A 19,466-nucleotide genomic window follows, 5' to 3' on the forward strand; every position below is an offset into this window, starting at 1 on the left:
CAAAGAGAAATGATAGAATGATAAAAAGAAGATTAGAACACGATGGATTTGAGCTTCAACCCGGCTGTTTCTTCCAGCCCCAGTATCAGGTTCATATTCTGTACTGCTTGTCCTGATGCACCTTTTATCAGATTGTCCTCAATAGAATGGATCACCAGTTTGCCATCCACTTTTTCCAGTTGGATGATGCATTTATTGGTGTTCACCACCTGTTTCAGATCAATTTGTTTCAGGCTCACATGTGTGAAAGGATGATCTTCGTAATACTTAGTGTATAATTCGTAAGCCTCTTCCAGTGACAATGCGCATTCCAGATATGAAGTGACCCAGATACCCCGTGGAAAATCCCCACGTACGGGTACAAAGTTGAGCGCTCCTGAATAGGCAGGCTGGAGCGCCTGCAAAGTTCGTCGTATCTCCTTCAGATGCTGGTGCGTGAGCACTTTGTAAGTAGAAATATTATTCGCCCTCCAGGTAAAGTGGGAGGTGGATTGTAAGCTTTGTCCTGCTCCCGTAGAACCGGTAATGCCGGTAGTATGTACTTCATTCAGCAAACCTGCTTTCGCCAATGGCAGAAGACCTAGTTGAATGCCCGTAGCAAAACAACCTGGGTTAGCAATGTTTGATGCTTTTTTAATTTCGTCCCTGTGCCACTCCGGCAAACCGTATACAAACATTCTGCCTTTCACACTTTCGCCCAAACGAAAATCCTGGCTGAGATCAATGATCCTTACAGCGGCAGGAATATCGTTGCTTTCGAGGAACTTCACAGATTCACCATGACCCAGGCAAAGGAAGATCACATCTACATCTCCCAGGATCTCTCCTGTGAATTGCAGATCTGTTTCACCCAGCAGATCACTATGAACAGCGTATAAAGGATTGCCTACATTACTGCGGCTGTGCACAAATGCCAGTTCCACATCAGGGTGGTTTAACAGTAACCGGATGGTTTCTCCGCCTGTGTAACCTGCCCCGCCAATAATGCCTGCCCTTTTCTTATTTGAAGTTCCCATTAGTTTATTTATTTTCTTCGTTCACCTGGTTCCAGATCATTGTTTGATTACCAAAGATCTTGCTGAAACCACGTACATCTTCTCCACTCCAGCCCTGGTTCATCTCTCCGTATTTGCCAAACTTGCTGCTCATCAGATCAAAAGCAGAAGAGATACCGGTCACCTGGAAGCGGTATGGCAACAGGGTCACAAATACTTTACCGGTTACATGCTGCTGGCTGTTTTGCAGGAATGCTTCGATGTCGCGCATCACAGGATCCAGGATCTGGCCTTCATGCATCCAGTTACCGTAGAATTGCGCCAGCTGATCTTTCCAGCTCAGCTGCCATTTTGTAAGCACATGTTTTTCCAGCGCATGGTGTGCTTTCAAGATCACCATGGGTGCTGCGGCTTCAAAACCCACACGGCCTTTAATACCAATGATGGTATCGCCCACATGTATGTCCCTGCCGATAGCAAATGCACCTGCCAGTGTTTGCAGGTACTGGATCGCTTCCGCGGGATGAGAGAATTTTTTATCGTTCACACCCAGCAGTTCACCTTTCTCAAAAGAAAGTTCTACCTGCTCAGGTTCGTTTTTCGTTAATTGTGTAGGCCATGCATGTTCCGGCAACATACCATTGGAGGTAAGCGTTTCCTTTCCACCTACAGACGTACCCCAGATACCTTTGTTGATAGAGTACATCGCCTTTTCAAAATTCACCTGCACACCTTTAGCCTGGAGATAAGCAATCTCTTCTTCCCTGCTCAGCTTCAGATCACGGATAGGTGTGATGATCTCCACACCGGGGATCATGATATGAAAGATCATATCAAAACGAACCTGGTCGTTACCCGCACCGGTACTGCCATGTGCTACGGCATCCGCTCCTACTTCCTTTACATATTCTGCAATGGCGAGGGCCTGGCTCATCCGTTCAGCACTTACGCTCAGCGGATAAGTATTGTTCTTTAACACGTTTCCGAAAATGAGGTACCGGATCACTTTATCATAATAAGAGCGAACCGCATCTACTGTCTTGTGACTTTTCACACCCAGACTGTAGGCGCGTTTCTCGATCTCCTGCAATTCTTCAGCAGAAAAACCACCCGTATTCACGATCACGGAGTGCACTTCATACCCCTTCTCTTCAGAAAGATATTTTACACAATAAGAGGTATCAAGCCCGCCGCTAAAACCCAGTACAACTTTTTTCATATTCGTTATTCGTAATTAATTCAGTTATTGATCACAACCATCCAAAGAAAAACCGCTTTTTAGAAGTACCGGCAGCACCGCTTCCTCCGTTTTTCCTGACAGCTTTTAACAGTACATATTTTTTGAACCGCAGCCATCTTTCAAACAGCGAAAAATTCTCCTTAAATCTACGCTTCTTCCTTTGTTCGTGTATGTTACCATTTAGTGTAACCACCAGCTTGTTCTTTTCTGCTTCTGCTTTCTCCTGCGCTTCTTTTTCCTTTTCCACGGGATCATACAGCATAGCAGTACAAAGGCAGTTCGTACGTTTTTTGCTGGTGAGCACGTCAAAGTTCACACAGCTCTGGCAACCTTTCCAGAACTCTTCATCATCTGTAAGTTCAGAATAGGTAACCGGCTCATAACCCAGATCGGAATTGATCTTCATTACAGCAAGTCCTGTAGTAAGACCAAAGATCTTGGCATCCGGATATTTTTTACGGGAGAGTTCGAAGATCTTTTCCTTGATAGCCTTGGCAACACCATGGCCACGGAAAGCAGGGTTCACAATAAGACCGGAGTTGGCCACGAACTTTTCATGACCCCAGGCCTCAATATAACAGAATCCAACCCAGTCGCCAGACGCGGTGAGTGCAATTACTGCTTTACCTTCATCCATCTTCAGCTGCACGTATTCGGGAGAACGTTTTGCAATTCCGGTTCCCCGGGCTTTTGCAGAAGCTTCCATTTCGTCAGTGATGGTTTTAGCATAATGCTTATCGTCGGCAGTAGCTGCCCTAACGATTATATCCTTATTTTCCAACTTGTTAAAATTGAAAATTGTGATTCAATAAGTTAATTTGAAATCCGTTGCCGGAACTACCAATGATGGGGAATCATGGTTGCGATAGCGGGTCTGTGACGGCGCTATCAAATACGAGGTCGTCGGGAGAGATATCTAAGGACAGGAAACCCAATAGCATACACACCCTCTTCAAAAGAAGGATGATAAGCGGAGATGTTGGTATGGGTTGTGATATATTCCAACTTCAGTTCGTAGTTAAATTGTTATAGAAATTCTGTCTTTTTCATTAAAGTATCTGCAAAGTTATAACATATTTAAATATGGTAATCATTTTTTTTGGTGGACACAAGAAAGGGAGGAACCCCGAACCGGCCGGTGTTTCCTCCCTTTTTACCAGAAGTAATTGTTATTCAGTTAATTTTTCGCCCAGGGTGGGCCTTCAGCCGTTTTGTTAAATTAACATTGGCGCTGTTACCAGTTGTTTTAAAATACCCCAATCTCCCCAACCGCCGCACGCGTCTCCTTCTCATCAGCCGGAGCAACCGCCACCAGCTTGAAATACCGCGCCTGTACTGGTTGATAGAGCGTTATCGTTTGCTTCACCGGGCTGTTCAGGATATTGGCAAAACTTCCTTTCGCCACAGGCGCTCCCCAGTTTTTGCCATCCTGGCTCAGGTAAAATGCGAAAGTATAGATAATACCCCCTCTTTCTCTTGGTGTGTAGGTAAAACCCTTCACGGCTGTAACACTTCCCATATCCACCAGCACCTCATGCGGATAATTACTCCCCTGCTCGCTGATCCAGAAAGTACCGGGATCTCCGTCTATTGCCTTTGCAGCCTCACTGCTCCAGGAAGATGGAGCCAGGTCAAAACGGGTAGTTATCGTTGCGCCGGACTTCTTACCATTATCAATAAAGGCCTTCGCCTTGATGGTACCGCTTTGCGGGAAAGAAAATGCTTTTGTGAATTTGGCAGATGCCGTAGTAGGTTCCGTACCATTTGTTGTATAGTAGAAAACAGGATCCGTAGAAGCACTGGTAATAGTTACCATGCCCGCTTTATCCCTTTTAATAACAGGATCAGCCAGCAACTCAGGTGCCCTGAACAGCTTCACTTCACTGATAACAGGACTGGCCTTAGCATCCAGGATGCTGATGCGTACACTTTTAGTAGTTGTATTCGGTAATCTTAAAATACGTTTGTAACCGATGGTTGTTTCATTCGCGATCTCACGATACTCCTTTCCATCCAGCACACTCACGCTGAAAGCCTTTACCCGCTGGCCCAGCGCAATAAATTCCTGCAGTTCCACCCGGTTGAAAGTAACCGCCTTTTCAAAGCTCAGCGTGATCACTCCCTGCAATTGCCCTTCAGCAGTTGCCCAATAAGTATTGGGATTATTATCTGTGAGGTAAGCCGCACTGGTTAAAGGACTCAGTGGACGGGTATTGGTAGCAGCAGTACGTGCACGCACTGCCAGGTTGGTTTTGAAAGATTCATCCAGCACTTTCCGCAGCTCCATCAAACGCAAAGAATCGTTCTTGTGGATCAGCCCGCGGCGGTCCACCGGAACATTCAGCAGCAGATTGGCATTACGCCCAACGGAACCATAATAGATATCCAGCAGCCAGGGTAATGTTTTCACTTTATCATCTGTAGAAGGACTGTAGAACCATCCCGGCCGGATAGAAACATCAGCTTCTCCCGGAACCCAGTCTGTTCCATCTTCCTGCCCTTTATTTAAGATCTGCTGAATGCCACTCATACCAGGTGCAAACTCTTTCCTGTTCAGTGTGCTCCACATAGTAGTACCTGCAAAACCATTCTCATTACCGATCCAGCGGCAACCGGGGCCAGCATCACTAAAGAAGATCACATTAGGATGTATTTTTGTAACCGTGCCTTCAAACAGCGGCCAGTCGTACACTTGTTTTTTACCATTAGGGCCTTCTCCATTTGCGCCATCAAACCATTGCTCGAAAACATCACCATATTTGGTATGTGCTTCTTTCAACTGGTTGGCGAAGATCTGATTGTACTCCGGTGTGCCGTAAGCAGGATGGTTACGGTCCCAGGGAGACAAATAAACACCGAAGAGCAATCCATACTCCTTACATGCAGCAGACAATTCAGCCAGCACATCTCCCTTGCCGTTCTTCCAGGCACTTTCTCTTACCGTATGTTTACTGTATGCACTGGGCCAGAGGCAAAAACCATCATGGTGTTTAGCCGTGATGATAATACCTTTCATACCGGCATTTTTTGCTGTGCGCGCCCATTGGCGGGCATCCAGCTGGGTAGGATTGAAAACTTTCGGATCTTCATCACCATGCCCCCATTCCTTATCCGTAAAGGTATTCGGGCCAAAGTGAATAAACATGTAATACTCCAGTTTCTGCCATTTCAGCTGTGCAGCTGAAGGCAAAGCGCCGTAAGGCTTGATCTCTGGTTGTGCCCATGCTTTCGTGAAACTACATAACAGGAGGAATAAAGCTACTTTTCTCATTTTACTGTATATATGACGTGTTCATAAAAATAAGTTACAGTCGTTTATTTATCAGCACTTTGGTAATATCAGGATAGAGAATGGTAAAATAATACCCGTCTATCACAAAAATGTCAAAATTCATAAAAAGTGGTTGCGGATAACCTTGTTAAAGCCCTACATTTAAAGCAGTTTACTCTTAACTCAATCTCAATATTGTTATCGTATGAATAAGCACTTGCATCGTAGAAAGTTCATCAGGAACAGCGTAGCAGCAGGTGTGGGCCTTTCTCTTTTGAATTCGCCTGCCATGCTTTTTGCCGCTGAGAAAAAAGAAAAAGTAAGGGTTGGCCTGATAGGTGTCGGCGCCCGTGGTATTGATCATCTCGATCTCTGTCTCCGCCGCAGCGATGTAGACGTAGTAGCCATCGCAGACCCGGATACTGATTATGCCATTCCCAAATGCCGGGACCTGATCCAGAAACATTATGGCGCAAAAAGAAAAGTGGCTGAATACACCAACGGCCCGGAAGATTTCCGCAACCTGTTAAAACGTTCGGACATTGATGCCGTGATCATTGCCTCTCCATGGGAATGGCACAGCATTCAGGCCATTGCAGCCATGAGGGCCGGCAAAACACCTGCTGTGGAAGTTTGCGGCGCAGCAGACATACAGGAATGCTGGGAACTGGTGAATACTTCTGAAGCCACCGGTATTCCTTTATTCGGCATGGAAAATGTAAACTATCGCAGGGATGTATTGGCTGTACTGAACATGGTACGCCAGGGACTCTTTGGAGAATTGCTGCATCTGCAGGGAGGTTATCAGCACGATCTCCGTGCCGTAAAATTCAATGATGGCAAACAGCTCTATGGCGGTGGTGTGGAGTTTGGCGAAAAAGGCCTCTCTGAAGCCAAATGGCGCACCAACCATTCCGTACATCGTAATGGCGATCTGTATCCCACCCATGGTCTCGGCCCGGTGAACAACATGATCAATATCAACCGCGGTAACCGTTTACTGTCCCTCACTTCAGTAGCTACCAAATCCCGCGGCCTGCATAAATATATTGTAGAACACCCACAGGGTGGCCCTAATCACCCTAACGCCAAAGTTGAATTTAAACTCGGCGATGTGGTGAGCACCCTCATCAAAACCAACAATGGCGAAAGTATCCTGCTGTCTCACGACACCAACCTCCCTCGCCCCTATTCCCTGAACTTCCGCGTACAGGGTACTAACGGTCTCTGGATGGATGATTTTGATTCCATTCATATCGAAGGAAAAAGCAAAGCCCACGCCTGGGAAAAAACCGGCGATCCCAACGATGCCAGCAGTTACATGGCTAAATACGATCACCCGCTCTGGAAGAAATATGCCAATGATGCTTCCGGCGCAGGCCACGGAGGTATGGACTGGTTCGTGATCAACTCCTTCATAGAATCCATCAAACGCGGCACTCCTTATCAAATGGATGTGTATGACCTGGCCACCTGGTATGCCATCACTCCCCTGAGTGAGCAATCCATCCAGGAAGGCGGTACCGTTCAATATATCCCTGACTTTACAAGAGGCCGGTGGATCAACCGTAAACCAAACTTTGCGCTGGACGGGGAATATTAGTAATTAATAACAGTATCTTCTTGCTATCGAGGTATTGTCATCTTATACCCAACATTCGCTTGACATAGGCTCGACATAGGGTATCCTTATAAGCAAGGGCCGTTCTGTGAAGAACGGCCCTTTATATTAGTATGTTAGTACTCCTTACGCTTCAACTTTCGTTCCATCCTCAATGGAGGTCACATACACCTCCGGGATCTTACCATAATGTTCTTGGTAACGGGTTTGCACAAAGGAGATAAACTCATCCACCTTATCCATCCTTACCAGGTTAATGGTACAACCTCCAAAACCTCCTCCCATCATACGGGCTCCTGCTACCTCTTCCCGCTCTTTTGCCAGGTTGGCTAAGAAATCCAGCTCAGGACAGCTTACCTCGTACAGTTTGCTCAATCCTTCATGAGATGCATACATCAAAGCTCCGGCTTCTTTCAGTTCATTCTTTTGAAGATGCGCACAGGCTTTTGTTACCCGCTCATTCTCCTGCGTTACATACAGGCAGCGGTCATATACCTTGGGAGATAATTTATGTTTATATTGCTCCACCTGCTCCGGTGTTACATTACGCAGGCTATTGATATCCGGGAAGAACTCCTGGAGGATCTTAACTCCTTCCTCACATTGCGCCCGGCGTACATTATACTCTGAAGAGGCCAGGGAATGGTGCACCATGGAATTCACCAGTACAATCTTATAATCCCGGGAAAACTCAAAGGGGAAATACTGGAACTCCAGGCTGCGGCAATCCAGGAGCATCACCCTGTCCTTTTTACCATGCAGGTTAGCAAACTGGTCCATAATCCCGCATTTTACACCCGGGAAAGTATGCTCCGCCAGCTGACCCACTTTAGCCATAGCCATACGGCCGATGCCTAAACCCAGTAAATGATCCAAACCCACTACCAGACCTCCCTCCACAGCAGCAGAACTACTCATGCCTGCGCCAATGGGAATATTGCCCGTGATCACACAATCAAAGCCTTTTATCTCATGCCCCTGTTGCTGAAGCTGGTAAACAACTCCCAGCAGGTAGTTGATCCAACCCGCTGTAGGTTTGATATTCTCCAGGGGAAAAGACACCTTTTCATTATTGAAAAGGGCATATGCGTTACAGGTATTGGTGCCATTCAGAGCAATGGCATACACTATCTTTTTATCAATAGCAGCGGGCAATACAAAACCTTCATTATAGTCAGTATGTTCTCCGATCAGGTTAATCCTGCCGGGAGAGCTTACGATCAATGGGTCCTTCCCAAATAAACGGTGGAATTCTTCCTTAACTTGCGCGATCATCTTTAAGCGTACGTTTTACACCTAAAAATATAAAAAAGCGGGAGTATTCCCAATAAATAAAAAAGGCGCTCCTTCCGGAACGCCTTTTCACATTATATAAAATAGTTATTTTGCGCGTGCTTTACCCAGTTTATGCCCTGCCAGTGCAAAGAATAAAATGTATAGATAGCAGGGCACCATGCAATACAGGAAGGCATGTCTGAAATCGATACTGCTGCTGTACAGGAAGCTGAACATTCCTTCAGGGTCAAATAATCCTGTATAAATCTGTGGCAGGATAGCTCCTCCCGCAATACCCATGATCAGGAAAGCAGAACCGATCTTTGTATACTTGCCCAAACCATCAATTGCCAGCGGGAAAATTGCGGGCCACATCAATGCATTGGCTAAACCCAGCAACGCAATGAAAGTTACAGCCAGGTTACCATCCGTAAAATAAGCACCGAAAGTGAATAGCACACCCAGGATCGCAGAGATACGGAGCCCCATATCCTGGCTGATGATCTTAGGAATAGTGGCAATACCAATAATATACCCTACCAGCATCGCTACCAGGGTGAAAGAAGTGAAGTATTTGGTTTTGTCCAGGCTCATCCCCAGTGCTTTACCATAAGTACCGATCACATCACCAGCCATTACTTCCACACCTACATACATAAAAATGCAAAGCACACCCAGGAAGAGGTAAGGATAAGCAAACACACTGCTTCTTGCCGGGGCTGCACCAGTTGCGCTATCATCACCATCTGTATTGATCTCAGGTAAAGAAGAACGTTTCAGGAAGAAAGCCAGTATCAACAATATAACTGCCATTACAATATAAGGAGGAATAACCCTTCCGGCCAGATCATCCAGTAACTGTGCTTTCAAGGTAGCATCTGTTGCCGCTTTGATCTGTTCTTCCAATGCACTCGCATTTTTTAATACGATGGTACTGAGGATCAACGGGCTGAGGGCACCTGCTACTTTATTACAGATCCCCATGATGCTAATGCGTTTAGCTGCACTTTCAATAGGGCCTACTACACTGATATATGGGTTAGAAGCCGTTTGCAATAAGGAAAGTCCTGCCCCCTGAACAAATAATCCGGTCAGGAACATGGTAAAGTTCCGGCTATTGGCTGCTGGAATAAAAATAAGTGAGCCTACGGCCATCACCACTAAACCAAGTGCCATCCCGTTCTTGAATCCTGTTTTGTTAAGAATGAAAGATGAAGGAATAGATAAAAAGAAATAAGCCATGTAAAAGGCCAAAGTAACCATTAAGGCCTGGGATACAGTTAGTTCACAGGCGATCTGTAGAAATGGAATAAGTGCGCCATTAAGCCAGGTAACAAAACCAAAAACGAAGAATAAACCTCCGATGATGATCATAGCCTGCTTATACCCTCCTTCTTGCGGAGCGGCCAGAGTAGCGGTTTTACTTGTCATGAGCTGCAAGGGTTGATTTGTTCAAGAATGCCACGAACTTAATCAACAATTCTCATATTTTTTAAATATTTTAGCTAAAACGTTTGAGCAGTGAAAAAAATCAGGACATTTATTGCGTTTTTTAGCCTTTTGTCAAAAAATAAATTATACATTTAGAACCAAAATTTAACAGGAATATGTCTCAGCAAACCAAGCAAGGCACCCATCCCACGTTTTTTGTACTCGTTCTTGTATTCTTCTTCTGGGGATTTGTTGCAGCGTCTAACAGTATCTTGATTCCCTTTTGTAAAAAACATTTCGACCTTACGCAGATCCAATCTCAGTTGGTTGACTTTGCATTCTATGGTGCCTACTTTGTTGGTTCCCTCATCCTCTATCTGTTGTCTGCTTTAAAAGGCGTGGACATCCTGAACAGGATAGGTTTTAAGAAAGGTATTATATATGGTCTCCTCCTTTCAGGTGTTGGTGCTGGTATCACCATCGCTGCCGTGAACGTTGGTTTGGGGATGGAAGATAAAACCAGTGCTTTCTATCTTTTCCTGGGAGCATATTTTATTATTGCCTTAGGGTTTTCACTGCAACAAACCGCAGCAAATCCTTTTGCTATTTTGCTGGGAGACCCCGCCAAAGGTTCGCACAGGCTGAACTTTGCAGGTGGTGTGAATTCTTTTGGTACCACTATCGGTCCGCTGGTGATCAGTATCCTCCTCTTCGGCAGAGCTGCTGATGCAGCTGCCAGCAGTGGTGATACAGATATCAGTAAGATCAACGTGCTCTATATAGTATTGGTATGTTTATTCCTGGCTGCTGCCGGTATATTTGCCATCACTAAAATGCCTAAAGGCACAGAAGATGATCATTTTGAAAACTCTTCCAAAGCTACCCGCTCCCTGATAGGTATTGCAGCCATGTTCATCCTGATCACAATAGGTATCTCACAGGAAAAACCTTTGCCGTTCTTCATTGCAGGTATTGTTGGTATCCTGGGTATCCTCTTCTACTCTCAGATCTCTGCCCGTAAATCTTCCGGAGAAGGTTGGGGTGCTATGAAATATCCACAGCTGATCATGGGTATGATCGCCATATTTGTATATGTAGGCGTGGAAGTGAGTGTGGGTAGTAACATGGGAGAACTGTTAAAGAAACCGGGCTTCCTTACCATGGATGGTTTGAAAGAATCTGAAATAGACCCTTACATCGCATTGTTCTGGGGAGGATTGATGGTAGGCAGGTGGACTGGTGCCATCAGCGTTTTCAACATCTCTAAAAGTACCCGCCAGATCTTATCTGTAATAGTACCTTTTGTGGCTTACGGCGTCATCCTTGCTGTGAACCATTTTAAAGGCAATGATATTACCAAACTGTATCCCTTTGCTATCTGCATCGCTATACAGATCCTGGGATTCTTCTATGGCCAGGACAAACCTGCCAAAACCCTGATGACCTTTGGTATCATGGGTACCGCAGCGATGATTGTTGGCTTGTTCACTGAAGGGCAGGTAGCCACTTTCGCTTTCATCAGCGGCGGGCTTTTCTGTTCCGTAATGTGGCCTTGTATCTTCTCCCTGTCTATTGCAGGCCTTGGGAAATACACCGGTCAGGCTTCTTCCTTCCTCATCATGATGATCCTCGGAGGTGCATTAATTCCTCCGGTTCAGGGTGGTTTGGTAGATATTGAAGAAATAGGCATTCATATGTCTTATATTGTGCCGGTTATCTGTTTTGCTTATTTAGCGTTTTTCGCAATTCGTGTAAAATCAATCTTAAAATCCCAAGGAATAGACTATGAGTCAGCAATTAGCGGTGGGCATTGATATTGGAGGTACTAATACAAAATTTGGAGTTGTAGACCGTCGTGGTAATATATTATGCCAGGACAGGATGTCGACCAAAGCTCACGAAGAAGTAACGATGTTCCTGGAAGAACTTCATCAGCGTTTATCAAAGCTGATAGACCAGGTTGGGGGAATATCGAACATTAAAGGAATAGGTGTAGGTGCGCCCAATGGGAACTTTTATACCGGTAATATTGAATACGCACCAAATCTGCGCTGGAAGGGTATTGTACCTTTAGCACAGATGCTGCAGGACCTTTTTGGGATCCCGGCCGTATTAACCAATGACGCCAATGCAGCTGCTATTGGTGAAATGACGTACGGCTCTGCACGTGGCATGAAGGATTTCATTACCATCACACTGGGAACAGGTGTGGGAAGTGGAATTGTTGCCAATGGTCAGTTGATCTATGGTCATGATGGATTTGCTGGTGAACTGGGTCACGTGATTGTTATCCCCGGTGGTCGTTATCACCCTGGAACAGGTGCCCGTGGCTCTTTGGAAGCTTATGCTTCTGCCACTGGTGTAACCAACACAGCCCTTGAATTACTGGAAGCCCGCCCGGATGAACCCAGTCTGCTGCGTAATCATACCAGGGAAGAAATTGATTCTAAAATGATCTATGAAGCCGCTATCAAAGGTGATAAGCTGGCTATGGAGATCTATGAATACACCGGCAAAGTATTGGGAGAAGCATTGGCGAACTTTGTGATGTTCTCCAGTCCTGAAGCTATTGTTCTCTTTGGTGGTCTTACACAGGCCGGCGATCTGATCATGCGCCCTGTACGCCATCACATGGAACTCAATCTTTTACCGATCTTCCAGAACAAAGTAAAACTCGTTTTCTCAGAGCTGAAAGAAAGTGATGCCGCCATTTTAGGCGCCAGCGCATTGGCCTGGGAAATGAAAGAAGCATAACAGATCTTCTTATCTTAGTATAGCGAAAGTCAATTACAAAGTACGAATGTAAAAATTGGTATCTTGTAATTGACTTTCTTCTTTAAAACAGTGAACAATGAGTAGCAGACGCAATTTCCTCAGGACCGCAGCATTAGGCGCCGCCGTATTATCCCTGGATGGCCCATCCACCATCGCACAATCAAAAAAAGCAACAGGTAAAGTAAAGAAACCCATTGTAGTATCTACCTGGGATTTTGGCATTGCAGCCAACAAAGCTGCCTGGGAAGTATTGAAAAAAGGTGGCCGTGCTTTGGATGCAGTAGAAGCAGGTGTGCATGTACCGGAATCTGATCCCAATAATCACACCGTAGGTTTCAGTGGTTTTCCTGACCGGGATGGCCGTGTAACGCTGGATGCCTGCATTATGGATGAATTCGGGAATTGCGGATCTGTAGCTGCACTGGAACATATCGTACATCCTATTTCAGTAGCCCGTAAAGTGATGGAGAAAACACCACACGTAATGCTGGTAGGCGATGGTGCGTTACAGTTTGCACTGGAAAATGGTTTTAAGAAAGAAAACCTGCTCACGCCGGAATCAGAAAAAGCATGGAAAGAATGGTTGAAGAAAGCGGAATATAAACCCGTGATCAACATCGAAAATAAATCTTACGACAGCAAAGGCACCACCGCCTTCAATCCTTTACAATTACCGGGGAACGTTTATAATCACGACACCATTGGCATGGTAGCTTTGGATGCACAGGGTAATTTATCCGGCGCCTGCACAACCAGCGGTATGGCTTTTAAACTGCATGGTCGTGTGGGAGACTCTCCTATCATTGGTGCCGGTTTGTATGTAGATAATGAAGTAGGAGCAGCTACTGCCACGGGTGTAGGAGAAGAAGTGATCCGTGTGGTAGGAAGTTTCCTGGTAGTGGAATTAATGCGCCAGGGCTATTCTCCTGAAGCTGCCTGCAAAGAAGCCGTGATGCGTATTGTGAAGAAGAAACCGGAAAAAGCAAAAGAGATCCAGATCGGTTTCCTCGCTTTGAATAAAAAAGGAGAACATGGCGCATTCTGTTTACAACAAGGTTTCAGTTATGCTGTTACCACCGGAGAAATGCCTGAGCAGGAACAACTCATTAAAGGGAAACATTACTTCAAATAATGGAAAAGATCACACTGGAAATATGTGCAGCCTCTGTAGCTTCCTGCATCGCTGCGCAGGAAGGCGGGGCAAACAGGATAGAGTTATGTGATAACCTGCTGGAAGGTGGTACCACCCCCAGTTATGCCACTATTGCACTCGCAAGGGAAAAAGTGAACATTGCATTGTATCCGATCATTCGCCCGCGTGGTGGAGATTTCCTATATGATGAACTGGAGTTTGAGATCATGAAAAAAGACATCCAGCTCTGTAAACAACTCGGCTGCGAAGGAGTAGTGATTGGCCTCCTCACCGCAGCAGGTAAAATAGATCTCCCCCGCACGAAAGAACTCGTGGAGCTGGCATGGCCCATGGGTGTTACATTTCACCGTGCTTTTGATATGACAGACGATCCCTTTCAGGCATTGGAAGATGTGATCGCTGCCGGTTGTGAACGTATCCTCACTTCCGGTCAAAGGAATACAGCAGCAGAAGGTTCTTCCCTCATTGCCGATCTCGTGCAAAAAGCAGAAGGGCGCATTGCCATTATGGCCGGGTCCGGCGTAAGGGCCAATAATGTAGCAGAACTGGTAAACACCACCCACGCTAAAGAATATCATACCACCGCAAAAGCATATATAGACAGCCAGATGCAATACCGCAATCCCAATGTAAGCATGGGAGGTATTCCCGGTGTTCCGGAATATGGTATTGCCGTAAGCCAGGCAGAGCAGGTAAAACTCATACGCAGCAATGCCGAAGCAGCATTAAATGCCGGTTAATTATTTATAAATATTAAACAAAGTATAGTATTTATTCACTACTTTTATCCACACTGGATAAAAGGAAGGCTTCTTCCTGCTCTTTATATTAAATAATTTTTAAATTGGACAAGACATGAGAAAAGCAGGCTTCATTGCCTTAGTATTGTTATGCAGTTTAACAGTGCAGGCACAATTAAAAGGCGTTAAACATGTCATCCTCATTGGGATGGACGGATTGGGTGCGTATGCGATCCAAAAAGCAGACAATCCGAATATGAAGCAATTAATGGCAGAAGGCAGCTGGAGCTTAAAAGCACGCAGCGTATTACCATCATCCAGTGCAGTGAACTGGGCTTCCATGTTAATGGGTGCTGGATCAGAACTGCACGGGTTTACGGAATGGGGAAGTAAAACCCCTGAGGCAGAATCCCGGGAGCTTGACCAGTATGGTCTTTTCCCTTCGATCTTTACTTTATTGCGCCAGCAAAAACCAATGGTCGAAGTAGGCGTTATATATAGTTGGGGAGGCATTGGCTACCTTTTCCCGAAAAAGGCAGTGAACAAAGATCAGGGGTGCCCTAACGACACCGCAACCACAGAAGCGTCTATTAACTATATCAAAGAGAAGAAACCTGATTTCCTGTTCATACATTTCGATCAGCCGGATGGAGTGGGTCATAATATCGGGCACAATATTCCCGAGTATTACGAACAAGTGCATAAGAACGATGTTTTATTAGGCCAGATCCTGCAGGCTGTAAAAGATGCCGGCATGTGGGAAAACAGCGTGATCATGCTGAGCTCTGATCACGGGGGAATTAACAAAGGCCATGGTGGTAAAACCATGGTGGAAATGCAGATCCCCTGGATCATCCGTGGAAAAGGTATCAAAAAAGGGCATGAAGTGAAAGAAAGTGTGGTGACGTACGATACCGCCGCAACCATAGCATGGATCTTTGGTCTGAAAATGCCCCAGGTGTGGACAGGCCGGCCGGTGGAAGATGCGTTTGAAAAGTAATTTGATTTCCGGACGTGTTGGGCATGGCACTAAACTTGTAAACGCTATAGAGACCATATTATATACGATCCGGAAATTTCAATTTTAATATATGCATCGACTTATCTTTATTTTAATGCTAACCCTCACCACCACTGCGTCTGTATCAGCACAGGTACAAGGGCAGGTGATCAAGGTGCTCAGTTACAATATTCATCATGCTGAAAACATGAAGGGCGAAGTGGATATCCAGGGCATTGCCAACATTATCCTCGCTACCAATCCAGATCTGGTTGCTTTGCAGGAAGTTGATAGTTCTACCAACCGGGTTAAAAAAGCCAACCAGTTGAAACAGCTGGCAGAAGCAACCGGTATGTACATTTATTTCGGTAAAGCCATGGAACATGATGGTGGTGGATTTGGTAACGGCGTTCTTTCCCGCTTCCCTATTGAAAAAAGCTACAACATTGCCTTACCTGCTAAAGGCAATGGCAGTGAACCACGTAACGCAGCTGTGATAACTGTTAAATTACCGGGAGACAGCCTGCTGCAATTTGCCAGCACACATCTGGACCATCTGGAAGATCCTGCAGACCGCCTGGCGCAATCCGCACTGCTCAATCAGCATTTCTCTGCAAACCAGCTACCGGTTATCATTGCCGGAGATTTTAATGCCTTGCCGCCATCAAAAGAGATCACATCTGTTAAGAATATTTTCCTGGATGCTACTGAAAAGCTGGGCCCCACCTGGCCTTCAGACAAACCAACACAGAAACTGGATTATGTTTTCCTGGCAAACAAACTGCAATGGCATGTGATCAATGCCTTTGTGGTGGAAGAAACCATTGCCTCAGATCACCGGCCGGTCATTTGTGAATTATTATTAAAATAGAATGTCTGAAAAGCTCCAAACAGGGAGCTTTTTTTTAGTTTCCTATAGTATCTAAACACCTTTTTGTTGTTTTTTAACATCCTCACAACATCAAAAAACCGAACACTAAAACGTTTTAGCCCTATTTTGTTTATTTTAGCTTTTTAGAGTCTTATTAAAAAACAGTGAATGAAAAAATGGTTGGTTGTACTAGCCCTGGGGCTAGTGTCTGCAACGCAGGCTCAGCAAGTGAATTATGCAGAAAAGGTAAATCCCTTTATTGGTACAGGTGGTCACGGTCACACTTATCCCGGTCCCAGCCTACCTTTTGGAATGGTACAGTTAAGTCCTGATACAAGGCTGAAAGGATGGGACGGATGCTCCGGTTATCATTATACGGACTCCATCATGTACGGTTTCTCTCACACACATTTAAGTGGCACCGGTATCGAAGATTATTGCGACATACTCCTGATGCCCCTCACAGGAAAACCCGCCTGGAACAATGAACAATACGCTTCTCCCTTCTCCCATAAAAACGAAAAAGCCTACGCAGGTTTTTATAGCGTAAAGCTGGATAAATACGATATCCAGGCTTCGCTCACCGCCACCAAAAGAGTGGGCCTTCATAAATACGAATTCCCGGCATCCGCTAAAGAGGGTCATGTTTTACTGGACCTCTATCACCGCGACATTGTGATCAATTCCAATCTGAAAATAGTGAACGATAGTACCGTGATCGGTATGCGCCGTTCTACTTCCTGGGCAAAGGACCAGGTGTTATTCTTTGCCATGAAATTCTCCAAACCCTTCAAATCTCACAACGTAGCATTGATGGATGTAGAGAATGGCGCACTGAAACAGGCAGAAGGCCGTAATATCAAAGCATACTTCACCTTCGATGTAAAAGATCCTGTGTATGTGAAAGTGGCCATCTCCGGCGTAAGTGAAGAAGGCGCCATGAAAAACCTCGATGCAGAAATGCCCGGCTTCAACTTTAATAAAACGCTCGCAGACGCTAAGAGTGCCTGGAACAAAGAATTAAGCAAGATCGAAATAAAAGGCGGTACTCCTGATCAGCAAACCATCTTCTACAGTGCATTATACCATGCCTGCCTGAACCCTAACCTCTATATGGATGTGGATGGCCAGTATCGCGGTACGGATCAGAAGATCCATAAAGCTGAAGGTTTTGAGAACTACAGCGTGTTCTCTTTATGGGATACCCATCGTGCTTTGCACCCTTTGATGACCCTCATCAACCAGCAGAAAACAAACGACTGGATCAATACCTTCCTTGTACAATATAAATATGGCGGCATGCTGCCGGTATGGGAACTCAGCGCGAATGAAACCTTCTGTATGATCGGTTATCATTCCGTTCCCGTGATCGTGGATGCTTACCAGAAAGGTATTCGCGGATACGATGCAAAGTATGCGCTGGAAGCCATGCGCAGTTATGCGGAAGGAACACAGTTCGGCATGCAGCATTACATCCGGCAGGGTTACCTGAGCATGGATACACAACCGGAATCCGTTTCCCGTACATTGGAATACTCTTATGACGACTGGTGTATTGCGCAAATGGGTAAAATGCTGGGGCAGGATGAAGTCTACAAGCGCTATATGCGCAGAGCACAATCCTACAAGAATATATTTGATGCCTCCACCGGTTTTATGCGTGGTAAAATAGGTGGCCGCTGGATGAGTCCCTTCGATCCAACGGAAGTGAACAACTTCTTTACAGAAGCCAACTCCTGGCAATACAGCTTTGCCGTACCGCATGATGTAAGTGGTCTTGTAAAACTGCAAGGGGGCACCGCAAAGTTCACAGACAAACTAAATCACTTATTCACCACAGAAGATAAATTATCCGGCCGTCATCAATCTGATATTACAGGGCTGATCGGGCAATATGCACATGGCAATGAACCGAGTCATCATATTGCTTACCTGTTCAATTATGTGGGCCAACCCTGGCGCACACAGGAACTGGTACATCAGGTATTAACAACCCTCTATCACAATGCACCGGATGGTTTAAGTGGAAACGAAGACTGTGGTCAAATGAGTGCCTGGTATGTAATGAGCGCTATGGGCATTTACCCTGTAACACCCGGTGATGGGAAATATGCACTCGGCAGTCCATTGTTTGATGAAGTAAAAATCCACCTGGAAAATGGAAAAACTTTCACCATCAAAGCAAAAGACCGCAGTGCTAAAAATTACTATATACAATCTGTAAAACTGGATGGTGCAGCATTGCCTGTTTCCAGCATTCCGCACACGGCTATCATGAATGGTGGTGTATTGGAATTCAACATGGGCGCTACCGCCAATAAAACCTGGGCCAGTGGTAACAATGTTCCGGTGAGCAGTGTAAAAGATGATATGATCGTACCGGTGCCATTTGCATTAGCAGATTCAGACAGGTTCAATCATTCCATGAAAGTTTCGCTGAAAGCTGTAGAACCGAACACCCTGATCTATTACACGCTGGATGGCTCTACTCCTACCAACAAATCAACGAAATACACGCAGCCATTTAACATCAGCAAGTCCGTTACTCTGAAAGCCATTGCTTTCAGAAATGGCCAGTACAGCCAGTTAATGCAAACTCCTTTCTTCCTGATACCAACAGATAAAACCATCAAAGTGACCTCTAAGATCAACCCGCAATTCACAGCTGGCGGACCAGATGCATTGATAGATGGGATCCGCGGACAGGAAGATTTCCGCCTGGGCGCATGGCAAAGTCATTATCCCGGCAACCTGGAAGCCATCGTAGACCTGAAAGCGCCCCGCAATCTGAAAAAGCTGGGCTTAAGCGTGCTGCAGGATTTAGGTGTATGGATCTGGTATCCCACACAGGTAGAATTCTTTGCTTCTGACGATGGGCAGCAATTCACTTCCCTGGGTGTGGTAAAAAACACTTTCTCCGATAAGGAATATGGCAGTTTCACACAGGTATTGAGCCTGCCGGTGCAAACCAAAACCCGCTACCTGAAAGTTGTAGCCCTTACCCATGGCGTAATTCCAGATTGGCATCCCGGCAAGGGAGAACCCTGTCATATTTTTGCAGATGAAATCATAATAGAATAGTATTTTCCGGAAG

Annotated in this window: 14 protein-coding genes; 8 read left to right on the forward strand and 6 right to left on the reverse strand. The window is 45.5% G+C overall.

From position 1 onward, the window contains the following. Window positions 1-32 precede the first annotated feature (32 nt). The 4 genes from argC to AAHN97_RS18060 all read right to left on the reverse strand — a co-directional run bounded on the left by argC (window position 33) and on the right by AAHN97_RS18060 (window position 5,506). Window positions 33-1,016, reverse strand: coding sequence for an N-acetyl-gamma-glutamyl-phosphate reductase (argC, locus tag AAHN97_RS18045; RefSeq protein WP_343303464.1), 984 nt, complete (start codon window positions 1,014-1,016; stop codon window positions 33-35). A 4-nt stretch (window positions 1,017-1,020) separates the two neighbouring features. Next, window positions 1,021-2,214: an argininosuccinate synthase gene (gene argG, locus AAHN97_RS18050; protein ID WP_343303465.1), complete on the reverse strand. Its 1,194-nt coding sequence runs from the start codon at window positions 2,212-2,214 to the stop codon at window positions 1,021-1,023. 31 nt (window positions 2,215-2,245) lie between these two features. Next, window positions 2,246-3,016: a GNAT family N-acetyltransferase gene (locus AAHN97_RS18055; RefSeq protein ID WP_343303466.1), complete on the reverse strand. Its 771-nt coding sequence runs from the start codon at window positions 3,014-3,016 to the stop codon at window positions 2,246-2,248. Window positions 3,017-3,481: 465 nt separating this feature from the next. Next, window positions 3,482-5,506, reverse strand: coding sequence for an alpha-L-fucosidase (locus AAHN97_RS18060; RefSeq protein ID WP_343303467.1), 2,025 nt, complete (start codon window positions 5,504-5,506; stop codon window positions 3,482-3,484). A gap of 205 nt (window positions 5,507-5,711) precedes the next feature. Between AAHN97_RS18060 and AAHN97_RS18065 the strand changes: the two genes are divergently transcribed. After that, window positions 5,712-7,109, forward strand: coding sequence for a Gfo/Idh/MocA family protein (locus tag AAHN97_RS18065; protein ID WP_343303468.1), 1,398 nt, complete (start codon window positions 5,712-5,714; stop codon window positions 7,107-7,109). A gap of 144 nt (window positions 7,110-7,253) precedes the next feature. Here the strand turns inward: AAHN97_RS18065 and galK are convergent, their stop codons facing one another. Beyond that, window positions 7,254-8,402, reverse strand: coding sequence for a galactokinase (gene galK, locus AAHN97_RS18070; protein WP_343303469.1), 1,149 nt, complete (start codon window positions 8,400-8,402; stop codon window positions 7,254-7,256). 105 nt (window positions 8,403-8,507) lie between these two features. After that, complete coding sequence (locus tag AAHN97_RS18075) at window positions 8,508-9,833, reverse strand: sugar MFS transporter (protein WP_343303470.1); 1,326 nt, start codon at window positions 9,831-9,833, stop codon at window positions 8,508-8,510. Between the two features lie 176 nt (window positions 9,834-10,009). On the opposite strand from AAHN97_RS18075, the gene AAHN97_RS18080 reads away from it, so the two are divergent. The 7 genes from AAHN97_RS18080 to AAHN97_RS18110 all read left to right on the forward strand — a co-directional run bounded on the left by AAHN97_RS18080 (window position 10,010) and on the right by AAHN97_RS18110 (window position 19,453). After that, complete coding sequence (locus AAHN97_RS18080; RefSeq protein WP_343303471.1) at window positions 10,010-11,647, forward strand: MFS transporter; 1,638 nt, start codon at window positions 10,010-10,012, stop codon at window positions 11,645-11,647. Beyond that, complete coding sequence (locus AAHN97_RS18085) at window positions 11,619-12,587, forward strand: ROK family protein (protein WP_074242902.1); 969 nt, start codon at window positions 11,619-11,621, stop codon at window positions 12,585-12,587. Before AAHN97_RS18080 ends, AAHN97_RS18085 begins: the two co-directional genes overlap by 29 nt. Window positions 12,588-12,684: 97 nt before the next feature. Then, window positions 12,685-13,740 (forward strand): N(4)-(beta-N-acetylglucosaminyl)-L-asparaginase, encoded by a 1,056-nt coding sequence (locus AAHN97_RS18090; protein ID WP_343303472.1) that lies wholly within the window; start codon window positions 12,685-12,687, stop codon window positions 13,738-13,740. Beyond that, window positions 13,740-14,501, forward strand: coding sequence for a copper homeostasis protein CutC (locus tag AAHN97_RS18095; protein ID WP_343303473.1), 762 nt, complete (start codon window positions 13,740-13,742; stop codon window positions 14,499-14,501). The genes AAHN97_RS18090 and AAHN97_RS18095 overlap by 1 nt, the downstream gene beginning before the upstream one ends. A 115-nt stretch (window positions 14,502-14,616) precedes the next feature. Next, window positions 14,617-15,501 (forward strand): alkaline phosphatase, encoded by an 885-nt coding sequence (locus tag AAHN97_RS18100; RefSeq protein ID WP_343303474.1) that lies wholly within the window; start codon window positions 14,617-14,619, stop codon window positions 15,499-15,501. A 91-nt stretch (window positions 15,502-15,592) separates the two neighbouring features. Next, window positions 15,593-16,372 carry an endonuclease/exonuclease/phosphatase family protein gene (locus tag AAHN97_RS18105; protein WP_343303475.1) on the forward strand — a complete coding sequence of 260 codons (780 nt, stop codon included), beginning with the start codon at window positions 15,593-15,595 and terminating at the stop codon, window positions 16,370-16,372. A gap of 168 nt (window positions 16,373-16,540) precedes the next feature. Further along, a complete protein-coding gene (locus tag AAHN97_RS18110) occupies window positions 16,541-19,453 on the forward strand; it encodes a GH92 family glycosyl hydrolase (RefSeq protein WP_343303476.1) in 2,913 nt (970 codons plus the stop codon). The last annotated feature ends 13 nt before the right edge of the window (window positions 19,454-19,466 follow it).

Source organism: Chitinophaga niabensis, from assembly GCF_039545795.1.
Taxonomy (GTDB): domain Bacteria; phylum Bacteroidota; class Bacteroidia; order Chitinophagales; family Chitinophagaceae; genus Chitinophaga; species Chitinophaga niabensis_B.

What these genes read in the sequence shown, in the direction of transcription:
- argC (WP_343303464.1), bottom strand. Translation starts at nt 1,016, where the DNA reads ATGGGAACTTCAAATAAGAAAAGGGCAGGCATTATTGGCGGGGCAGGT.
- argG (WP_343303465.1), bottom strand. Translation starts at nt 2,214, where the DNA reads ATGAAAAAAGTTGTACTGGGTTTTAGCGGCGGGCTTGATACCTCTTAT.
- AAHN97_RS18060 (WP_343303467.1), bottom strand. Translation starts at nt 5,506, where the DNA reads ATGAGAAAAGTAGCTTTATTCCTCCTGTTATGTAGTTTCACGAAAGCA.
- AAHN97_RS18065 (WP_343303468.1), top strand. Translation starts at nt 5,712, where the DNA reads ATGAATAAGCACTTGCATCGTAGAAAGTTCATCAGGAACAGCGTAGCA.
- galK (WP_343303469.1), bottom strand. Translation starts at nt 8,402, where the DNA reads ATGATCGCGCAAGTTAAGGAAGAATTCCACCGTTTATTTGGGAAGGAC.
- AAHN97_RS18075 (WP_343303470.1), bottom strand. Translation starts at nt 9,833, where the DNA reads ATGACAAGTAAAACCGCTACTCTGGCCGCTCCGCAAGAAGGAGGGTAT.
- AAHN97_RS18080 (WP_343303471.1), top strand. Translation starts at nt 10,010, where the DNA reads ATGTCTCAGCAAACCAAGCAAGGCACCCATCCCACGTTTTTTGTACTC.
- AAHN97_RS18085 (WP_074242902.1), top strand. Translation starts at nt 11,619, where the DNA reads ATGAGTCAGCAATTAGCGGTGGGCATTGATATTGGAGGTACTAATACA.
- AAHN97_RS18090 (WP_343303472.1), top strand. Translation starts at nt 12,685, where the DNA reads ATGAGTAGCAGACGCAATTTCCTCAGGACCGCAGCATTAGGCGCCGCC.
- AAHN97_RS18095 (WP_343303473.1), top strand. Translation starts at nt 13,740, where the DNA reads ATGGAAAAGATCACACTGGAAATATGTGCAGCCTCTGTAGCTTCCTGC.
- AAHN97_RS18100 (WP_343303474.1), top strand. Translation starts at nt 14,617, where the DNA reads ATGAGAAAAGCAGGCTTCATTGCCTTAGTATTGTTATGCAGTTTAACA.
- AAHN97_RS18105 (WP_343303475.1), top strand. Translation starts at nt 15,593, where the DNA reads ATGCATCGACTTATCTTTATTTTAATGCTAACCCTCACCACCACTGCG.
- AAHN97_RS18110 (WP_343303476.1), top strand. Translation starts at nt 16,541, where the DNA reads ATGAAAAAATGGTTGGTTGTACTAGCCCTGGGGCTAGTGTCTGCAACG.